15 protein-coding genes are annotated in these 15676 nt (G+C 61.6%); 8 read left to right on the forward strand and 7 right to left on the reverse strand.

Annotated features, from left to right (window positions below; translation table 11 throughout):
* Window positions 1–279 precede the first annotated feature (279 nt).
* From E7813_RS07860 to E7813_RS07870, 3 genes are all read left to right on the forward strand, one after another.
* A complete protein-coding gene (locus tag E7813_RS07860) occupies window positions 280–1329 on the forward strand; it encodes an alpha/beta hydrolase (RefSeq protein WP_291572532.1) in 1050 nt (349 codons plus the stop codon).
* Window positions 1330–1761: 432 nt separating this feature from the next.
* Window positions 1762–2757 carry an HlyD family secretion protein gene (locus tag E7813_RS07865; protein WP_291572534.1) on the forward strand — a complete coding sequence of 332 codons (996 nt, stop codon included), beginning with the start codon at window positions 1762–1764 and terminating at the stop codon, window positions 2755–2757.
* Window positions 2758–2765: 8 nt separating this feature from the next.
* The gene (locus tag E7813_RS07870) at window positions 2766–4349 is read left to right on the forward strand and encodes a DHA2 family efflux MFS transporter permease subunit (protein WP_291572536.1); all 1584 of its coding nucleotides are present in this window, start codon (window positions 2766–2768) and stop codon (window positions 4347–4349) included.
* A 52-nt stretch (window positions 4350–4401) separates the two neighbouring features.
* Here E7813_RS07870 and gor read toward each other — a convergent pair whose 3' ends face one another.
* The 4 genes from gor to E7813_RS07890 all read right to left on the reverse strand — a co-directional run bounded on the left by gor (window position 4402) and on the right by E7813_RS07890 (window position 8113).
* The gene (gor, locus tag E7813_RS07875) at window positions 4402–5790 is read right to left on the reverse strand and encodes a glutathione-disulfide reductase (RefSeq protein WP_291572538.1); all 1389 of its coding nucleotides are present in this window, start codon (window positions 5788–5790) and stop codon (window positions 4402–4404) included.
* 88 nt (window positions 5791–5878) lie between these two features.
* Window positions 5879–6400 carry a DUF2059 domain-containing protein gene (locus E7813_RS07880; protein ID WP_291572540.1) on the reverse strand — a complete coding sequence of 174 codons (522 nt, stop codon included), beginning with the start codon at window positions 6398–6400 and terminating at the stop codon, window positions 5879–5881.
* 23 nt (window positions 6401–6423) lie between these two features.
* The gene (rpiA, locus tag E7813_RS07885) at window positions 6424–7116 is read right to left on the reverse strand and encodes a ribose-5-phosphate isomerase RpiA (protein WP_291572542.1); all 693 of its coding nucleotides are present in this window, start codon (window positions 7114–7116) and stop codon (window positions 6424–6426) included.
* Between the two features lie 157 nt (window positions 7117–7273).
* The gene (locus tag E7813_RS07890; RefSeq protein WP_291572543.1) at window positions 7274–8113 is read right to left on the reverse strand and encodes an SDR family NAD(P)-dependent oxidoreductase; all 840 of its coding nucleotides are present in this window, start codon (window positions 8111–8113) and stop codon (window positions 7274–7276) included.
* Window positions 8114–8211: 98 nt separating this feature from the next.
* Here E7813_RS07890 and E7813_RS07895 point away from each other — a divergent pair, with 98 nt between their 5' ends.
* From E7813_RS07895 to moaA, 3 genes are all read left to right on the forward strand, one after another.
* Window positions 8212–8898: an HAD-IA family hydrolase gene (locus tag E7813_RS07895; RefSeq protein ID WP_291572545.1), complete on the forward strand. Its 687-nt coding sequence runs from the start codon at window positions 8212–8214 to the stop codon at window positions 8896–8898.
* 150 nt (window positions 8899–9048) lie between these two features.
* Window positions 9049–9528 (forward strand): hypothetical protein, encoded by a 480-nt coding sequence (locus tag E7813_RS07900; RefSeq protein WP_291572546.1) that lies wholly within the window; start codon window positions 9049–9051, stop codon window positions 9526–9528.
* A gap of 190 nt (window positions 9529–9718) precedes the next feature.
* On the forward strand, window positions 9719–10753 hold the full coding sequence (gene moaA, locus E7813_RS07905) for a GTP 3',8-cyclase MoaA (protein WP_291572548.1): 1035 nt from the start codon (window positions 9719–9721) through the stop codon (window positions 10751–10753).
* Here moaA and E7813_RS07910 read toward each other — a convergent pair.
* Window positions 10740–10997: a hypothetical protein gene (locus E7813_RS07910; RefSeq protein ID WP_291572550.1), complete on the reverse strand. Its 258-nt coding sequence runs from the start codon at window positions 10995–10997 to the stop codon at window positions 10740–10742. The two genes, moaA and E7813_RS07910, sit on opposite strands and share 14 nt — an antisense overlap.
* 30 nt (window positions 10998–11027) lie before the next feature.
* Here E7813_RS07910 and E7813_RS07915 point away from each other — a divergent pair, with 30 nt between their 5' ends.
* Window positions 11028–11567, forward strand: a complete 540-nt coding sequence (locus E7813_RS07915; RefSeq protein ID WP_291572552.1) for a TRAP transporter small permease subunit — start codon at window positions 11028–11030, stop codon at window positions 11565–11567.
* Window positions 11564–13171, forward strand: a complete 1608-nt coding sequence (locus tag E7813_RS07920) for a TRAP transporter large permease subunit (protein WP_291572554.1) — start codon at window positions 11564–11566, stop codon at window positions 13169–13171. The genes E7813_RS07915 and E7813_RS07920 overlap by 4 nt, the downstream gene beginning before the upstream one ends.
* A 76-nt stretch (window positions 13172–13247) precedes the next feature.
* Here the strand turns inward: E7813_RS07920 and E7813_RS07925 are convergent, their stop codons facing one another.
* Together E7813_RS07925 and E7813_RS07930 are read right to left on the reverse strand one after the other, a co-directional pair.
* Entirely contained in the window at window positions 13248–14333 is a 1086-nt protein-coding gene (locus E7813_RS07925) for a TRAP transporter substrate-binding protein (RefSeq protein WP_291572556.1), read from the reverse strand.
* A gap of 187 nt (window positions 14334–14520) precedes the next feature.
* Window positions 14521–15609, reverse strand: a complete 1089-nt coding sequence (locus E7813_RS07930) for a TRAP transporter substrate-binding protein (RefSeq protein WP_291572557.1) — start codon at window positions 15607–15609, stop codon at window positions 14521–14523.
* Window positions 15610–15676: the final 67 nt, after the last annotated feature.

The following is a 15676-nucleotide window of genomic DNA, read 5'->3' on the forward strand; positions in this document are numbered from 1 at the left end:
GTCCGTGACGATCGCGAGCGCCCCTTGAGGGGGCGGGACGAGATAGATATGAACTGATTTGGTCTTTCCGAAAATCAGAATATTTTTCCGGAACGGGGTTGACAGGAAAAATATCACACCCCTGCTAATTTTCCCGTCGGGTTGATCATCCGCAGAACCCACCGCTAATTCCTCGCTAGACCGTGATGCCGACATCTTCGGCCTGTGCTGTAGGCTTGGCGGTCTACAAACAACTACGGGCTCGCTTTTCGTCCAACCGTCAAACCAGGGAGGCTAACCATGTCGGAACAAGTCAAACGCGATCGCCGCCGGTTTTTTGGTGTCGCTGCGGCGTCTCTTGCGGCCGCCCGGTCCGCCATGAGCGGTTCTTCGGCGGCCGCCCAGCCCCGCAAATCCGCCGATCTGCCGAAGATCAAGCGAGGGACACACATCTCGTTCGCTTCCCTGAAGCAGATCGATGCCGGCGTCCTGAATATCGGATACGCCGAAGCCGGCCCCACCGATGGTCCGGTGGCCATTCTGCTGCACGGCTGGCCCTACGACATCTACAGCTTCGTCGATGTGGCGCCGTTGCTGGCGTCCGCGGGCTACCGGGTCATCGTCCCCTATGTACGCGGCTATGGCACGACACGCTTTAGTTCCGGCGAAACGTTCCGGAACGGTCAGCCAACGGCGGTCGCTCTCGATACCATTGCGCTGATGGACGCGCTTAAGATCGAGAAGGCGACGCTTGCCGGATTCGACTGGGGCGCGCGGACGGCCGACATCGTCGCGGCGCTCTGGCCGGAGCGCTGCAGGGCGCTGGTCTCCGTCAGCGGCTACCTGATAGGCAGTCAAGAATCCGGCAAGATGCCGTTGCCGCCAAACGCCGAACTGCAATGGTGGTACCAATTCTATTTTGCGACGGAGCGCGGCCGCGCCGGCTATGACAAATACCGGCACGATTTCTCCAGACTGATCTGGCAGCTTGCGTCGCCGAAGTGGAATTTCGATGACGCCACGTTCGATCGCAGCGCAGCGGCTTTCGATAACCCCGATCACGTTGCGATCGTGATTCACAATTACCGCTGGCGGCAAGGCCTGGCCGACGGCGAACGCAAATATGACGATCTGGAAAAGCGGCTCACCGAAAGTCCTGTTATCACCGTGCCCACGATCACCATGGAAGGTGATGCCAACGGTGCGCCACACCCGGACTCCAGCGCTTACGCCAAGAAATTCTCCGGCAAGTATTCGCACCGGAACATCACGGGCGGCATCGGGCACAATCTGCCGCAGGAGGCCCCGCAGGCCTTTGCCGAAGCCGTGATCGACGTCGGCGAAGGGTGACCGGCTTCCAGGTTCCGTAGCGATGTTGGCCAAGCGCCATGGGGCAGACGTCCTCCCGACGAACCAGGACACCAAGCGGGAACTAGTTGGTCGCTGGTCCGTTTCTCCTTCGGCAATGCACAAAAGCCGGCAATCGAAATGACGCGAATATAGCGAGGCGGCATGAGTTCTGCTGATCCGACCGATGTAGATTCGTTCACCTCGACATCCGGGGATACTTCGCGCAGGGGCCGCTCATCGGAGAAGAGGCCTACAAATACGTCCGATCCTCTCTTGCGAGAGAGCAAAGACGTCAGGTCCGAGAAACCCCCGGCAAATCCAGAGGCAGAGCCTGAAAGTCGAAACATCGACCGCGAGCCGCCGGAAACCGATCCAACGCAGGGGCAGGATCCCAAGGGCATCAAGGGCGCATTCCGAAAGCATCCGATCGCAATGGTCGTATGCCTTGGTTTGATCGTGGTTGGCGTCATCGCAGGCATCGCTTGGTATCTTCACGCCCGTCACTACGAGAGCACGGACGACGCCTTTATTGACGGCCGGCCGGTGCTGGTCAGCCCGCAAGTCACGGGCAGCATCATCAGCGTCAATGTCACCGATAACCAGATCGTGAAAAAAGGAGATTTGCTCGCTACCATCGACGCACGAAACTATAAAGCCGCGGCCGATCAGGCCGACGCGCAAATCCGTCAAAACGAAGCGACCGAAAAAAACGTCGAAGCCCAGATCGCGGGGCAGAAAGCCCAGGTCGAACAGGCCACCCAGCAGGTGACGGAGGCGGCAGCGGCGCTCAAATTCGCAACCGACGAAAACACCCGCTACCAGGACCTTGTGCAGAAGGGTGCCGGGACGGTTCAGCGCGCGCAACAGGCCTCATCCGACTTCAATGGCAAGCAGGCCGCCCTTGACGCAGCCACCGCGGCCAAGGTGTCGGCCGAACGGCAGATCGATGTCCTGAACGCGCAAAAAGTCGGCGCCGCCGCGCAACTTGATCAGTCCAAGGCACAGAAAGATCGCGCCGACGCCGATCTGCAGCGAACGGAGCTGCGCGCCACCGTCGACGGGCGGGTGACGAAACTGACGGCGGCCGTCGGCGCCCTGGCGGCGCCTGGGCAGGCGATCATGATCGTGGTGCCGCTCGACATCTGGGTCACGGCCAATTTCAAGGAATCGCAACTGGCCGACATGCGAGTCGGTCAGCCCGTCGATATCAGAATCGACGCGTTCGGTGGCCGCAGCTTCCCCGGCACGGTCAACAGCGTTCAGGCGGGCAGCGGAACCGCGTTCAGTCTGTTGCCGGCCGAAAACGCCACGGGCAATTATGTGAAGGTGGTGCAGCGCGTGCCGGTGAAGATCACCTTCAACCAGCGTCCCGACGTTGAACTGGGACCGGGCATGTCGGTCGTTCCCACCGTCACCGTCCGTCCCTGAGTGGGCAAATGCCTGACGGAGCAGCCAAGGGCGAATATGGTGACGCGAACCCCTGGATCATTGCCGTCCTGGTGGCGATCGCGACCTTCATGGAAGTGCTCGACACCACCATCGCCAACGTGGCCCTGCGTTACATCTCGGGCGGCCTTGCCGTCAGCGCCGACGAAGCTTCCTGGGTCATTACCACCTACCTGGTAGCCAACTCCATCGTCCTGTGCGCCAGCGGCTGGATTGCCGAGATGTTCGGGCGCAAGAACTTCTTTCTGGTCTGCATTGCGTTGTTCACGGCGAGCTCTCTGCTTTGCGGTTTCGCGTGGAATCTGCAGTCCTTGCTGGTCTTCCGCGTCATCCAGGGTCTAGCGGGCGGCGGCATGACGCCGGTGGCACAATCAATTCTGGCCGCGGCCTTCCCACCTGCGAAGCGCAGCCAGGGGTTTGCGCTCTACGGCATCGCTGTCGTCGTCGCGCCGGCAGTCGGGCCGACACTCGGCGGCTGGTTGAGCGACAACCTGTCCTGGCACTGGTGCTTTCTCATCAACGTGCCGGTCGGACTGATCTCGCTGGTGCTGATCTACATGATCGTTCCGAGTTCACCGGAGAAGAAAAAAGAGCGTGAGCGGCTCTGGGCCAAGGGCGTCAATTTTGACGTGGTGGGTTTTCTGCTGATCGCGACTTTCCTCGGTGGCCTCGAGGTCGTTCTTGACCGCGGTCAGATCGACGACTGGTTCGGCTCAGGCTTCATCGTGACGTTCGCGGCGATATCTGCCACCGCGCTGCTGCTGTTCATCCCTTGGGAGCTCAATCGGCCGCAGCCTCTCATCGACATCAAGATGCTGACCGGACGCCAGTTCGGCACCTGCTTTCTCATCATGCTGGTGACAGGCGCGCTCCTGATCGCGACGACGCAGATCCTGCCGCAGTTGTTGCAGGAGCAATTCGGCTACACCGCCACGCTCGCTGGTCTTGCTATCTCGCCGGGCGGCGCGGTGACGATGGTGATGATGGTGGTGGTTGGCCGCCTCGGATTCGTTCAGCCGCGATATCTGATCGCCGTCGGGGCGGCAATAGCTTGTTACGCGATGGTTGACCTGCTTCGCATCAACCCTGATGCAGATTACTGGTACTTCGCCTGGTCGCGTATCTATCTCGGAATCGGCTTGCCGCTTATCTTCATTCCGATCACGACCGCATCCTACGATGGCATTTCGTCCGACAGGACCGATCAGGCTTCGGCGCTGATCAACCTTGCGCGAAATTTCGGCGGATCGATGGGCGTGGCGCTGAGCCAGACCGTGCTGGCGCGGCGCGAGCAGTTTCATCAGAGCCGTCTGGTCGAACATGTCGGCTCCTGGAATCCGTTCTATAACGATACATTGAGCCGCATACAGGGATATCTGAATGGACGCGCGGCCACCGGCAGCTCATCCGGAACCAGCATGGCGATCGTCAATCAGATGGTGCAAACCCAGGCTACCCTCCTCGCCTATATCGACGTGTTTGTTGCACTGGGCGTGATCGCCGTGGTGATGGTGCCGCTGGCCCTGACGTTGCGCACGGTCAATCGGAGTGCTGGCGCGAAACCCGCGCAGTAGCATTTGCTGCGCCGCGCAGTAACGCGCATCAAATCGGGGGCGTTCGACTGCCCTACTCCGCCGCTTCGTCCCGCACATACCGCGCCGTCGGCGTCCGCATGGTGACCAGTTCTTCGGCGGCGGTCGGGTGCAACGCGATGGTGGCGTCGAAACCGGCCTTGGTCGCTTTCATCTTGACCGCGACGGCGACAGCCTGAATGATTTCGGCAGCAGCATCGCCGACAATGTGGCATCCGACGACGCGATCGGTTGTGCCATCGACCACCAGCTTCATCAGGATGCGGGTGTCGCGGCCCGACATCGTCGCCTTGATCGGGCGAAAATCGGTCTTGTAGATGTCGACATCGCTGAATTGCGCGCGGGCCTGCTTCTCGGTCAGGCCGACGGTGCCGACTTCCGGCTGCGAGAACACCGCGGTCGGAATGTTGGCGTGATCGACCTGCACCGTCCGCTTGCCGAACACCGTGTCGGCGAACGCATGGCCTTCGCGGATCGCGACCGGGGTCAGGTTGATGCGGTGGGTGACGTCCCCGATCGCGTAAATGTTCGACACCGACGTTTTCGAGAAATCGTCGACCGCGATACCGCCATTGTGCGGATTGATGGCGACCCCGGCTTTCTCCAAACCAAGATTGGCGACATTCGGATGCCGGCCGATCGCGAACATCACCCGGTCGGAGGCGATGCTCGAGCCGTTCGACAGATGCGAGGTGAATTCCTTGCCGTGCCTGTCGACCTTCTCCACCGTGCAGCCGGTGAGAATGGTGATGCCTTCCTTTTCCATCTCGGCGCGCACATGGCTGCGGACATCCTCGTCGAAGCCGCGCAGGATGTTGTCGCCGCGATAGATCACCGTCACGTCGCAGCCGAAGCCGGCAAAGATACCGGCGAATTCCAGCGCGATATAACCGCCGCCCTGGATCACGATGCGCTTGGGCAATTCGGGCAGATGAAATACCTCGTTCGAAGAAATCACATGCTCGATGCCCGGGATCGCCTCGCCATGATTGGGAGCGCTTCCGGTGGCGATCAGCACGTATTTCGCCTTCACGGCCTCGCCATTGGCGAGGCGAAGCGTGTGGGCGTCTTCGAGCACCGCGCGGGTCTTGACGATACGCGCGCCGGACTTTTCCACGTTTGACGTGTAGATGCCCTCCAGCCGGGCGATTTCCTTGTCCTTGTTGGCGACCAGCGTCGGCCAGTCGAACGTGACAGGCGGAATGGTCCAGCCGAAACCCGCGGCATCCTCGATTTCCTGATGGATGTGCGAGGCCAGCACGAACAGCTTTTTCGGCACGCAGCCGCGGATCACGCAGGTGCCGCCCATCCGGTATTCTTCGGCGATCATGACCCGGGCGCCATGGCCGGCGGCGATGCGGGTGGCGCGCACGCCTCCCGAACCTCCTCCGATGACAAACAGATCGACGTCGAACTCAGCCATGTCAGCCCTACCTTACGCGAATGGCGGACAGCGAACGGCAAACCCAACGCACGACACGCCTTCCATTCGCCAGTCGCTACTCGCCAGCTCAGATTTCCTTGCCGCGCTTGCGCATCTCGGCGCGGAATTGCGCATTGACCACTTCGGCAAAATTCTGCGCCCACGCATTCATCGAGGCCATGCTCTGCTGGATTGCTATCGGTTCCACCGAAAGCATCTTCTGACCGAGCGGGCTCTTGTAGAATGTGACCATGTCCTTCAGTTCCTGCTCGGTGAACACACCGGCATAGGCCTTCGCCATCCCGTCGGCGATTTCCTTCTCGCGGCCGACAAGCGACTTGGCGACGACCACTTCGACTTCGTTCAGATCCTTCTGGTAGTTGAGGTTGTTCTTCAGCAGAACTTCCTTGGTCTGGTGGACGATATTGGGCACCGCGTTGGCGTAAAGCTGGCCGACATTTTTCAGCGCCAGCAGTTCCTTGGCCGCCGCGATTGCGGCCGCCGTGGCCTCTTTCGCCGGAGGCTGTTGCTGCGCCCCGGCGGGGGCGACGCCGACAACCAGTCCCAGCGCCAGCGCCGCGGCCGACAACACTCTCACAAGGCTCATCATTCCTGTTCTCCTCGATTGCGGCGCTACGGCCGTTCAATAACGCGAATTCCCCTGGTGCCTGCCAGCATCGCGGTGCTGGCAAGACCGATGAACAGCCCATGCTCGACAACACCCGGAATCGGGTTCAGCAAACCCGCCAGGCGCGGCGGATCGGCTATTTGCCCGAGATGGGCATCGACAATCCAGTGGCCGCCATCGGTGACAAAAACGTGACCGTCCCTGCCCTTTCTGACCACCATTTGCCCGGAAACGCCGCATTCGGCAAATGCGCGGCCGATGGCGCGTTGCGTTGCCGACAAGCCGAATGGAATGACTTCTATCGGTAGCGGAAAACGGCCGAGAACCTCGACCCATTTGGAATCATCGGCGATCACGATCATGCGATCCGATGCCGCTGCAACGATCTTTTCGCGCAGCAGCGCGCCGCCGCCGCCCTTGATGACATTGAGAGCCGGATCGATTTCGTCGGCGCCATCGACGGTCAAATCCAGCCGGTCGATATCATCGAGCGTGGTCAGCGGAATGCCGCAGCGTGCCGCATCGGCACGGGTCGCTTCCGATGTCGGCACGCCGACGACATCGAGCCCGGCGGCAACCCGCTCGCCCAGAAGTTCGACAAAATGTTGCGCGGTCGAACCGGTGCCGAGGCCGAGCTTCATGCCGTCCCGCACAGATTCGAGTGCGCGGGCCGCCGCTTGCCGTTTCAGTTGGTCCATCGTCGCTTGCAAAATGAAGCCTCGTTAACCGCCGCCGATCACGCGACCGGAGGTTTCCGGCGGAAATATCTTGTCTGGCGGGCATGTCTAGCGTCGTTTGACCGGGAGTAACAGCGCCATGCATCGGGTCGACCGCGATCGGGAGCCGACTTTCGGACTACCCGCGCCCCTCCGCCTTGTCCATCGCCGCCCGGATGGCGGCAAACCGCTGCTCCAGTTCGGCGCGCATTTCCGGATGTGTAAACACGTAGAGTTCGTCCTCGCGAATCGCGGCAAGGACCCTTGCTGCGACCTCCGACGGGTCGAGCCCAGCCTTCAGGAGTTCGGCGATCCGGGCCACCACGGCGCCGGCCGGGCTGGCGGGGTCCAGCGTCGGCGCCGCCCCGTATCGCTCCGGCCGGTTGCGGCCGCTCTCGCCGATGCGGGTGCGAACATAGCCGGGGCAGAGCACCGTCACCCCGATGCCCAGCGGCTTGAGTTGCGTCGCGAGCCCCTCCGACATGCCGACCACCGCGAACTTGCTCGCGACGTAGGAGCTGAATCCTAGCCCGCTATCCATCCCCGCCATCGATGCGGTGTTGACGATGTGGCCGCCTTCACCGTGGGCGCGGATATGCGGCAGGAAGGTGCGGATGCCGTGAAGCACTCCCATCAGATTGACGTCGAGCACCCATCGCCAGCTATCGAGCGAGATGGTGTCGATGCCGCCGCCGCCGGCGACACCGGCGTTGTTGCAAACCACATGGACGTTTCCGAACGCCTGGAACGACGCGGCGGCCGCACGCTCGACGCTGACGGGATCGGCAACGTCACAGGGTACGCCGCGCACGTCGGGCCCGAGATTGTGCAGGCTTTTGACGGCGGCGGCGAGCGCCTCGGTCTCGATATCGGCCAGCATCACCTTCATGCCGGCTTGCGCGAACGCCCGGCCAAGCGCGAGCCCGATGCCGCTGGCCCCACCGGTCACGAATGCCGTCTTGCCGGCGAGTTTGCGCATGATTGCTGCCCACCTTTTCGGATCTGGCAGGAGCCTGCGATCTCCTGCCTGCGTGCCTGCTACTTGCATGATTGCGCGCGGCCCGATAGCGGTTTTCGATGACCGCTGCCCGCACCATTGTATTCGATCTCGACGGCACCCTGGTGGATACCGCGCCGGACCTGATCAACGCCCTCAACTTTGTGCTCGACCGCGAGGGCCTGCCCCCGGTCCCGCTGCTTTCGGCGCGCAACATGATCGGCGCCGGCGCCCGAAAGCTGATCGAGCGCGGCCTGGAGCTGGAAGGCCGCACCATGGGTTTCGAGGACGTCACCCGGCTCACCGGCGACTTCATCGATTACTACGCGGCGCATATCGCCGATGCTTCGCGACCGTTCGAGGGGCTGGAGGGCGCGCTCGACGATCTCGGTGCGCGCGGCTACCGCCTTGCGGTGTGCACCAACAAGCTCGAATGGCTGTCGAAGCTGCTGCTCGACCAGCTTGGATTGAGCGCCCGATTTTCCGCAATCTGCGGTGCGGATACGTTCGGCGTTTCGAAGCCCGATCCGGCCATCCTGAGACAGACCGTGGCGCGCGCCGGCGGCCAGCTTTCGTCCGCCATCATGGTCGGCGACGCCGGTCCGGATATCGGCGTGGCCCGCCGCGCCGGCGTTCCCGTCATCGGCGTGGAATTCGGGTATACCGAGGTTCCGATCGCCGATCTCCAGCCGGATCGGCTGATCAATCACATGCGCGATTTGCCCGCGGCGGTGGAAGCTCTGATGCTTCTCCGAAACGGAACTTAAGGCATTGATTAAACTTGTATATTTATCGGAACCTCAATCCTAACGTTAACCATCACTTAACGATCTGGGCCGGTATGGTTGCGCCGCTGTGCCGACGCTCTTATGGTCGGCGTGGGATTGTGGCAGTTTGCCGCATCAGAGTGATTGGTCATGCGTCGTGTCATCGTGATTGCCGTAGCGGGATTCAGCCTGGCCGGCTGTGCCTCGTTTTCCTGGGACGCCTTCAAGCCGACGCCGCCACCGATCCAGGTCCAGCTCGAATCGACGCCGCCCGGAGCCGATGCCCGCACCTCCGTGGGGCCGGGTTGCAAGACACCATGCTCCGTCCCGGTCACCGCTCCCGACAGCGGCTTCTCGGTCACCTTTACGCTTCCCAGGTTCCAGCCGGTTACGGTCCCGGTCCAGGTGGTCCGCATCCCCGGCGATTTCACCAATTCCGGCTCGACCACAACCGATCCCAATCCGGTGGCCGCGGAACTTCAGCCGGCCGGCCCGCCGCCGAAAGCGGCGCGGAAGATGATGAAACCCAAAAGGCCGAAGCCCCCCAAGGCTGCCGGAGGGCCGCCGCCTGCGGGATCGGCGTTCCCCGACCCGACGCAAGCGCCGCCGTCCTCGCCGCCGCCACGCTGATCGGAGCGATCAGCGTCGAGCCGTTGCGATTGGTCTGGCGGCCGCGCCCCCTCCTGTTCGCTGTTCGCTGTTCGCTTGCACTGCACCAGAGCCGTCGCGGATTGTGCGCGCATCGCTTCATGCATAGATTGTGCTTGCGGAACAGTGCCATGTCCGTCATGGCAACGCTGCACCGACCAGGCGTGAATGAATGACCGGAGCTTTGTTGAATTCAACCGAATTGCAGCTCAAGCCGATGACCGACCCGTTTGGCCGGACCATCAGCTATCTGCGGGTATCGGTCACGGACCGCTGCGACCTGCGCTGCTTCTATTGCATGTCCGAGGACATGACGTTTCTGCCCAAGGCCGATCTGCTCACGCTTGAAGAGCTCGACCGGCTGTGTTCGGCATTCATCGCCAAGGGCGTGCGAAAGCTGCGGCTGACCGGCGGCGAACCGCTGGTCCGGCGCAATGTGATGTCGCTGGTGCGCTCGCTGTCGCGTCATCTCGGCACCGCCGCGCTCGATGAACTGACGCTGACCACCAACGGCTCGCAACTGGCGCGCTTTGCCGGCGAGTTGCGCGGCTACGGCGTACGCCGCGTCAACGTATCGCTGGACACGCTCGATCCGGCGAAGTTCCGCGCCATCACCCGCTGGGGCGATCTCGACAAGGTTCTGGCCGGCATCGAGGCGGCCCGATCGGCGGGTCTCGCCGTCAAGATCAACGCGGTCGCGCTCAAGAACACCAACGATGAAGAGATTCCGTCGCTGATGGAATGGGCGCACGGCAAGGGCATGGCGCTGACGCTGATCGAAGTGATGCCGATGGGCGACATCGGCGAAGGGCGGATCGACCAGTACGCGCCGCTGTCGCTGCTTCGCGCCCGTCTTGCCCAGCAATACACCTTGACCGACCTCGACGACGACACCGGCGGCCCTGCCCGCTACGTTCGCGTCAGCGAGACCGGCGGCAAGCTCGGCTTCATCACGCCGATGACCCATAATTTCTGCGAGTCCTGCAACCGGGTGCGCATCACCTGTACCGGCACGCTGCATACCTGCCTCGGCCACGAGGATGCCTCCGATTTGCGCAAGCCGCTGCGGGCGTCCGCCGACGACGGCCTGCTCGGTGCGGCGATCGACCGCGCCATCGGGCTGAAGCCGAAGGGGCACGACTTCATCATCGACCGCCGCCACAATCGCCCGAGCGTCAGCCGCCACATGAGCGTCACCGGCGGCTGAAGATTCCGGCGCCTGATTTGCCCATTTTCCAATTGACGCCGCCACGGCGCGCTGAAATGGTGCCGGTCGCTTCGCGCACCCACGGCTGAAAAAGCCAATGTTGCCGCAACGGCAACGGAAAAACGGGCGTGAATCCGGGGGGAGACTCAATCGTTGCAATCGCCGCCGAAATCAAGCTGTGGAATCGCCGCGCTGCAACGCGCAGCGGCGATAACAATGCAATGTTCGTTGCAACAATCGGCATGCCTGGATGGCGGGCGCCGGGGGGAACACGATGCGTCCATTGTTGGTGTTTAGCTCCGCGATCGACCTGATCAACGAAAAGATCGGCTACATCTGCAATTTCCTGGTGCTGGCCGCGTGCATCGTCAGCGCCGGCAACGCCATGATCCGCTACGCCTTCGGTTACAGCTCGAACGGCTGGCTTGAACTGCAGTGGTACATGTTCGCCATCCTGGTGATGTTCGGCGCCTCCTACACCTTCAAGCGCAACGAGCACGTCCGGGTCGAGATCTTTTATCTGTTCCTCAGCGAGCGCGGCCAGCTGTGGCTCGATCTGATCGGCACGCTGTTCTTCCTGATTCCGGCCTGTCTGCTGCTGTCCTATCTGTCGTGGCCGTTCTTCCATCAGGCCTATGCCGTCAATGAGTATTCCGGCAATGCCGGCGGGCTGATCCGCTGGCCGATCAAATTCGTGATACCGGCGGGCTTCGTGATGCTTGCGTTGCAGGGCGTATCGGAGGTCATCAAGCGCATCGCAGCGCTGCAGAATCTGGTGACGATCGATGCGAAATACGAGAGGCCGACGCAATGATTACGCTGGAAATGATGCCACCGCTGATGTTCAGCGGGCTGATTGTGTCCATGCTGATCGGCTTCCCGGTGGCCTTCACGCTGGCCGCGGTCGGGCTTTCGTTCGGCTTCCTCGCCATCAATCTCGGCTTCTTCGACCTCAACTTCCTGCAGGCGATTCCGGGCCGGATCTTCGGCAGCGTGCTTTCCAACGACCTGTTGCTCGCGATTCCGTTTTTCACCTTCATGGGCGCGGTCCTCGAGCGCTGCGGGCTCGCCGAAGACATGCTGGATTCGATGGGCCAGTTGTTCGGGCCGATCCGCGGCGGGCTCGGCTATTCGGTGATCATCGTCGGCTTCATTCTTGGCGCCATCACCGGCACGGTGGCGGCGCAGGTCATCGCCATGGCCTTGATCTCGATGCCGGTGATGATGCGCTACGGCTACAACATCCGCTATATCACCGGTGTCTTGGCGGCATCCGGCACCATCACCCAATTGGTGCCGCCGTCGCTGGTGCTGATCGTGCTGGCCGACCAGCTCGGCAAGTCGGTCGGCGACATGTATCTCGGCGCCTGGGGACCGTCGGTGTTTCAGATCGCGCTGTTCGCCGGCTACACCTTCCTGCTCGGCATCTTCAAGCCCGACCATGTGCCGCCGGTGCCGATCGACGCGCGCACGCTGACCGGCTGGGCGCTGTGGCGAAAATGCCTGCTCGGCATCATCCCTTCGGCGGTGCTGATCTTTGTCGTGCTCGGCACCATGATGCTCGGTCTGGCCACGCCGACCGAAGCCGGCGCCATGGGGGCGGTCGGCGCCATCGTGCTCGCCGCGATCCACAGCAAGGATTTCAGCTCCACCGGGCGCAAGCTACTGATCATCGGCGTGATCGCCTGCGGCCTCGGCACCATGGTCGGAATCTTTTTGACCGAAGGGCTGATCTTCAAGCTCGCCTTTGCCGTCACTTATTTTGCGGTAGTCTGGATTTGCGTCGAGGCCGTGCGCATTCCCGAACTGCGTGGCCTGATCAAACAGGGCTACGAGACCACCATGCGCATCACCACCATGGTGGTGTTCATCCTGATCGGCTCGACCTGTTTCTCGGTGGTGTTCCTCGGCGTCTCCGGCGGCGTCTGGCTGGAGCACATGCTGACCTCGCTGCCCGGCGGGGTCTGGGGCTTCCTGATCTTCATCAACCTGTTCATCTTCTTCCTGGCGTTCTTTCTGGATTTCTTCGAGATCGCCTTCATCATCCTGCCGATGATCGCGCCGATCGCGCAGAAAATCCTGGCGCCGGTTGTCGGCCCCGACTACGCGTTGATCTGGTTCGGGGTCATGCTGTGCGTGAACATGCAGACTTCGTTCATGCATCCGCCGTTTGGCTTTGCGCTGTTCTACCTGCGCGGCGTCGCGCCCAAGGAGGTCAAGAGTTCCGACATTTATTGGGGTGCCCTGCCCTGGGTGGGATTGCAGGCCATCATGGTCGCGCTGGTGATTGCGTTTCCGATCACGGTCACCGCACTGCTCGACAAGCCTTCGGAGGTCGATCCGAGCAAGATCAGGATCGACATTCCGCAGATCGAGCTTCCGCCGCTCGATTTCGGCGAGCCTCCGAAATTCAAGTAACGGCGCCGTTCAAATAATGACGAAATAAAAAAGCCCCGGAGCAATACTCCGGGGCTCTTTCGCGAGAAGGTGTCTATCAGCCGCGCAGGTGGCGAGCCATAAACGAATCGTAGCTCAGCTCGGCGACCTGGAACCACTGATAGGCGGGATTGGTAAAGTTGTTCAGGGACTCGTAGACCTTTTTGAAGCTGGCATTTGTCGATGAAATTTCGTCGTGCAGCTCCTTCGCTGCCTTGAAACATGCCTCCATGATTGCGGGCGAGAAGCCGTGCAGCTTGGTGCCGCCGGCGAGCAAGCGCTTGAGCGCGGGCGGATTGACCATGTCGTATTTGGCCGTCATCCAGGTGTTGGCGTAATGACCGGCCTGCTCGAGGATCGCCTGATAGTTCTTCGGCAATGCGTTCCACTTGTCCTGGTTGACGAAAGCCAGAAGCATCGAGCCGCCTTCCCACCAGCCGGGATAATAGTAGTGCGGTGCTACCTTGTAGAGGCCGAGTTTCTCGTCGTCATAGGGGCCAACCCACTCGGCGGCATCGATGGTGCCCTTCTCCAGCGCCGGATAGATGTCGCCGGCAGCGATTTGCTGCGGCACCACGCCAAGTTTCTGCAAGACCCGTCCCGGGAACCCGCCGATCCGGAATTTGAGGCCCTGGAGATCATCGAGCGTGTTGATCTCCTTGCGGAACCAGCCGCCCATCTGGCAGGTGGTCTGGCCTGCGAGGAAGGAGACCATGTTGTAGTTCTTGTAGAACTCGTTGAGCACTTCCTTGCCACCACCCAGCGTGTACCAGCCCTGGTTGGCCCGCGAATTGGGGCCGAATGCGATCGATGTCCCGAAGCCGAAGGTCGGGTCCTTACCGAAATAATAATAGGACGCGGTATGCCCCATCTCGACGGTGCCGTTCTGCACGGCATCGACGACTTGCAGGGCAGGAACGATTTCGCCGGCGGCGAACACCTGGATCTGGAATTTGTTGTCGGTCGCATCGGCAACGGCTTTAGCCAACTCTGCCGCGCCGCCATACAGCGTATCAAGGGATTTGGGCCAGCTGCAGGTCATGCGCCATTTGATTTCAGGCATGGATTGCGCGATCGCGGGCGCGGCAATGGTTGCCCCGGCGACGCCGACGCCGGTGGCCTTGATGAAGTCACGACGTTTCATGGATTTCTCTCCCTTTGGTGATGTCTTGTTTGGCGGTCAGCCTTCGTCTTGAGGCTTGTCTACAGCATGGAACATCCGATCCGGGATTTCCATGCCGAACTGGGGTACCGCGACGAAAAAGCCCGGCTCCCGCGCGGGGGACCGGGCTCATTTCTGCTACTTAAGGCGTAGCTTCGAAGCTTGCGGATCAGCCGCGGGTGCGCGAGCGGATCATGAAGCTGTCGAAGGTATATTCGGCCACCTGCCACCACAGATACTGATCGGAACGGTAGGCCTGCATCGCGTCGATCGACTTCTTGAAGTCGGCGTTCTTCGCCGAAATCTCCGCCCACAATTCGTTGGTCGCCTTCAGGCAGGCGTCCAGCACGTCGTTGGTGAAGGGGCGAAGCTGGGTGCCGCCAGCCACCAGCCGTTTCAAGGCCCCGGGATTCTGCATGTCATAGCGCGCCGCCATCCAGCTATTGGCATTCGCCGCCGCGTTGGCGACGATGGCCTGGTAGGTCTTCGGCAGGGTATTCCACTTGTCGAGATTGCAGAACGCGTGCACCGCGGTTCCGCCCTCCCAGAAACCGGGATAGTAATAATACTTGGCGACCTTCTGAAAACCGAGCTTCTCGTCGTCATAGGGGCCGACCCATTCGGCGGCGTCGATCGTTCCCTTCTCAAGCGCGGGGTAAATGTCGCCGCCGGCAATCTGCTGCGGCACCACGCCGACCTTCTGCAGCACCTGGCCGGCAATGCCGCCGATGCGGAACTTCAGGCCGGAGAGATCGGCAACCGTCTTGATCTCCTTGCGAAACCAGCCGCCCATCTGGGTGCCGGTATTGCCGCAGTGAAATCCGATCACGCCGAACTTCTTGAAGAACTCGTTGCCGAGCTCCATGCCGCCGCCCTGGTACCACCAGGAATTCTGCTGGCGCGCATTGAGGCCGAACGGCACCGAAGCGTAGATCGCAAACGTCGGATCCTTGCCGACATAATAATACGCCGCGGTGTGGCACATTTCGACAGTGGCGTTGGAGGCCGCGTCAAGCGCCTGCAGGCCCGGCACGATTTCACCGGCGGCAAAAAGCTGGATCTGAAACTTGTTGTCGGTCATTTCGGCAACCTGTTTCACAAAATAATCAGAGCCGCCGTAAAGCGTATCGAGCGATTTCGGGAAACTCGACGTCATGCGCCATTTGATTTCAGGCGACGATTGCGCGATCGCGGGCGAAGCCACAGCCGCGCCTGCGGCGCCGATCGCGGACACTTTCAAAAAATCACGACGCTTCATTCAACCATCTCCTTATTGGGCGTTTCCCGGATTTCCTGGGCATTTGTTCCGGAAGAGCAAATGATGC

This window comes from Bradyrhizobium sp. (genome assembly GCF_004799405.1).
Lineage (GTDB): Bacteria > Pseudomonadota > Alphaproteobacteria > Rhizobiales > Xanthobacteraceae > Bradyrhizobium.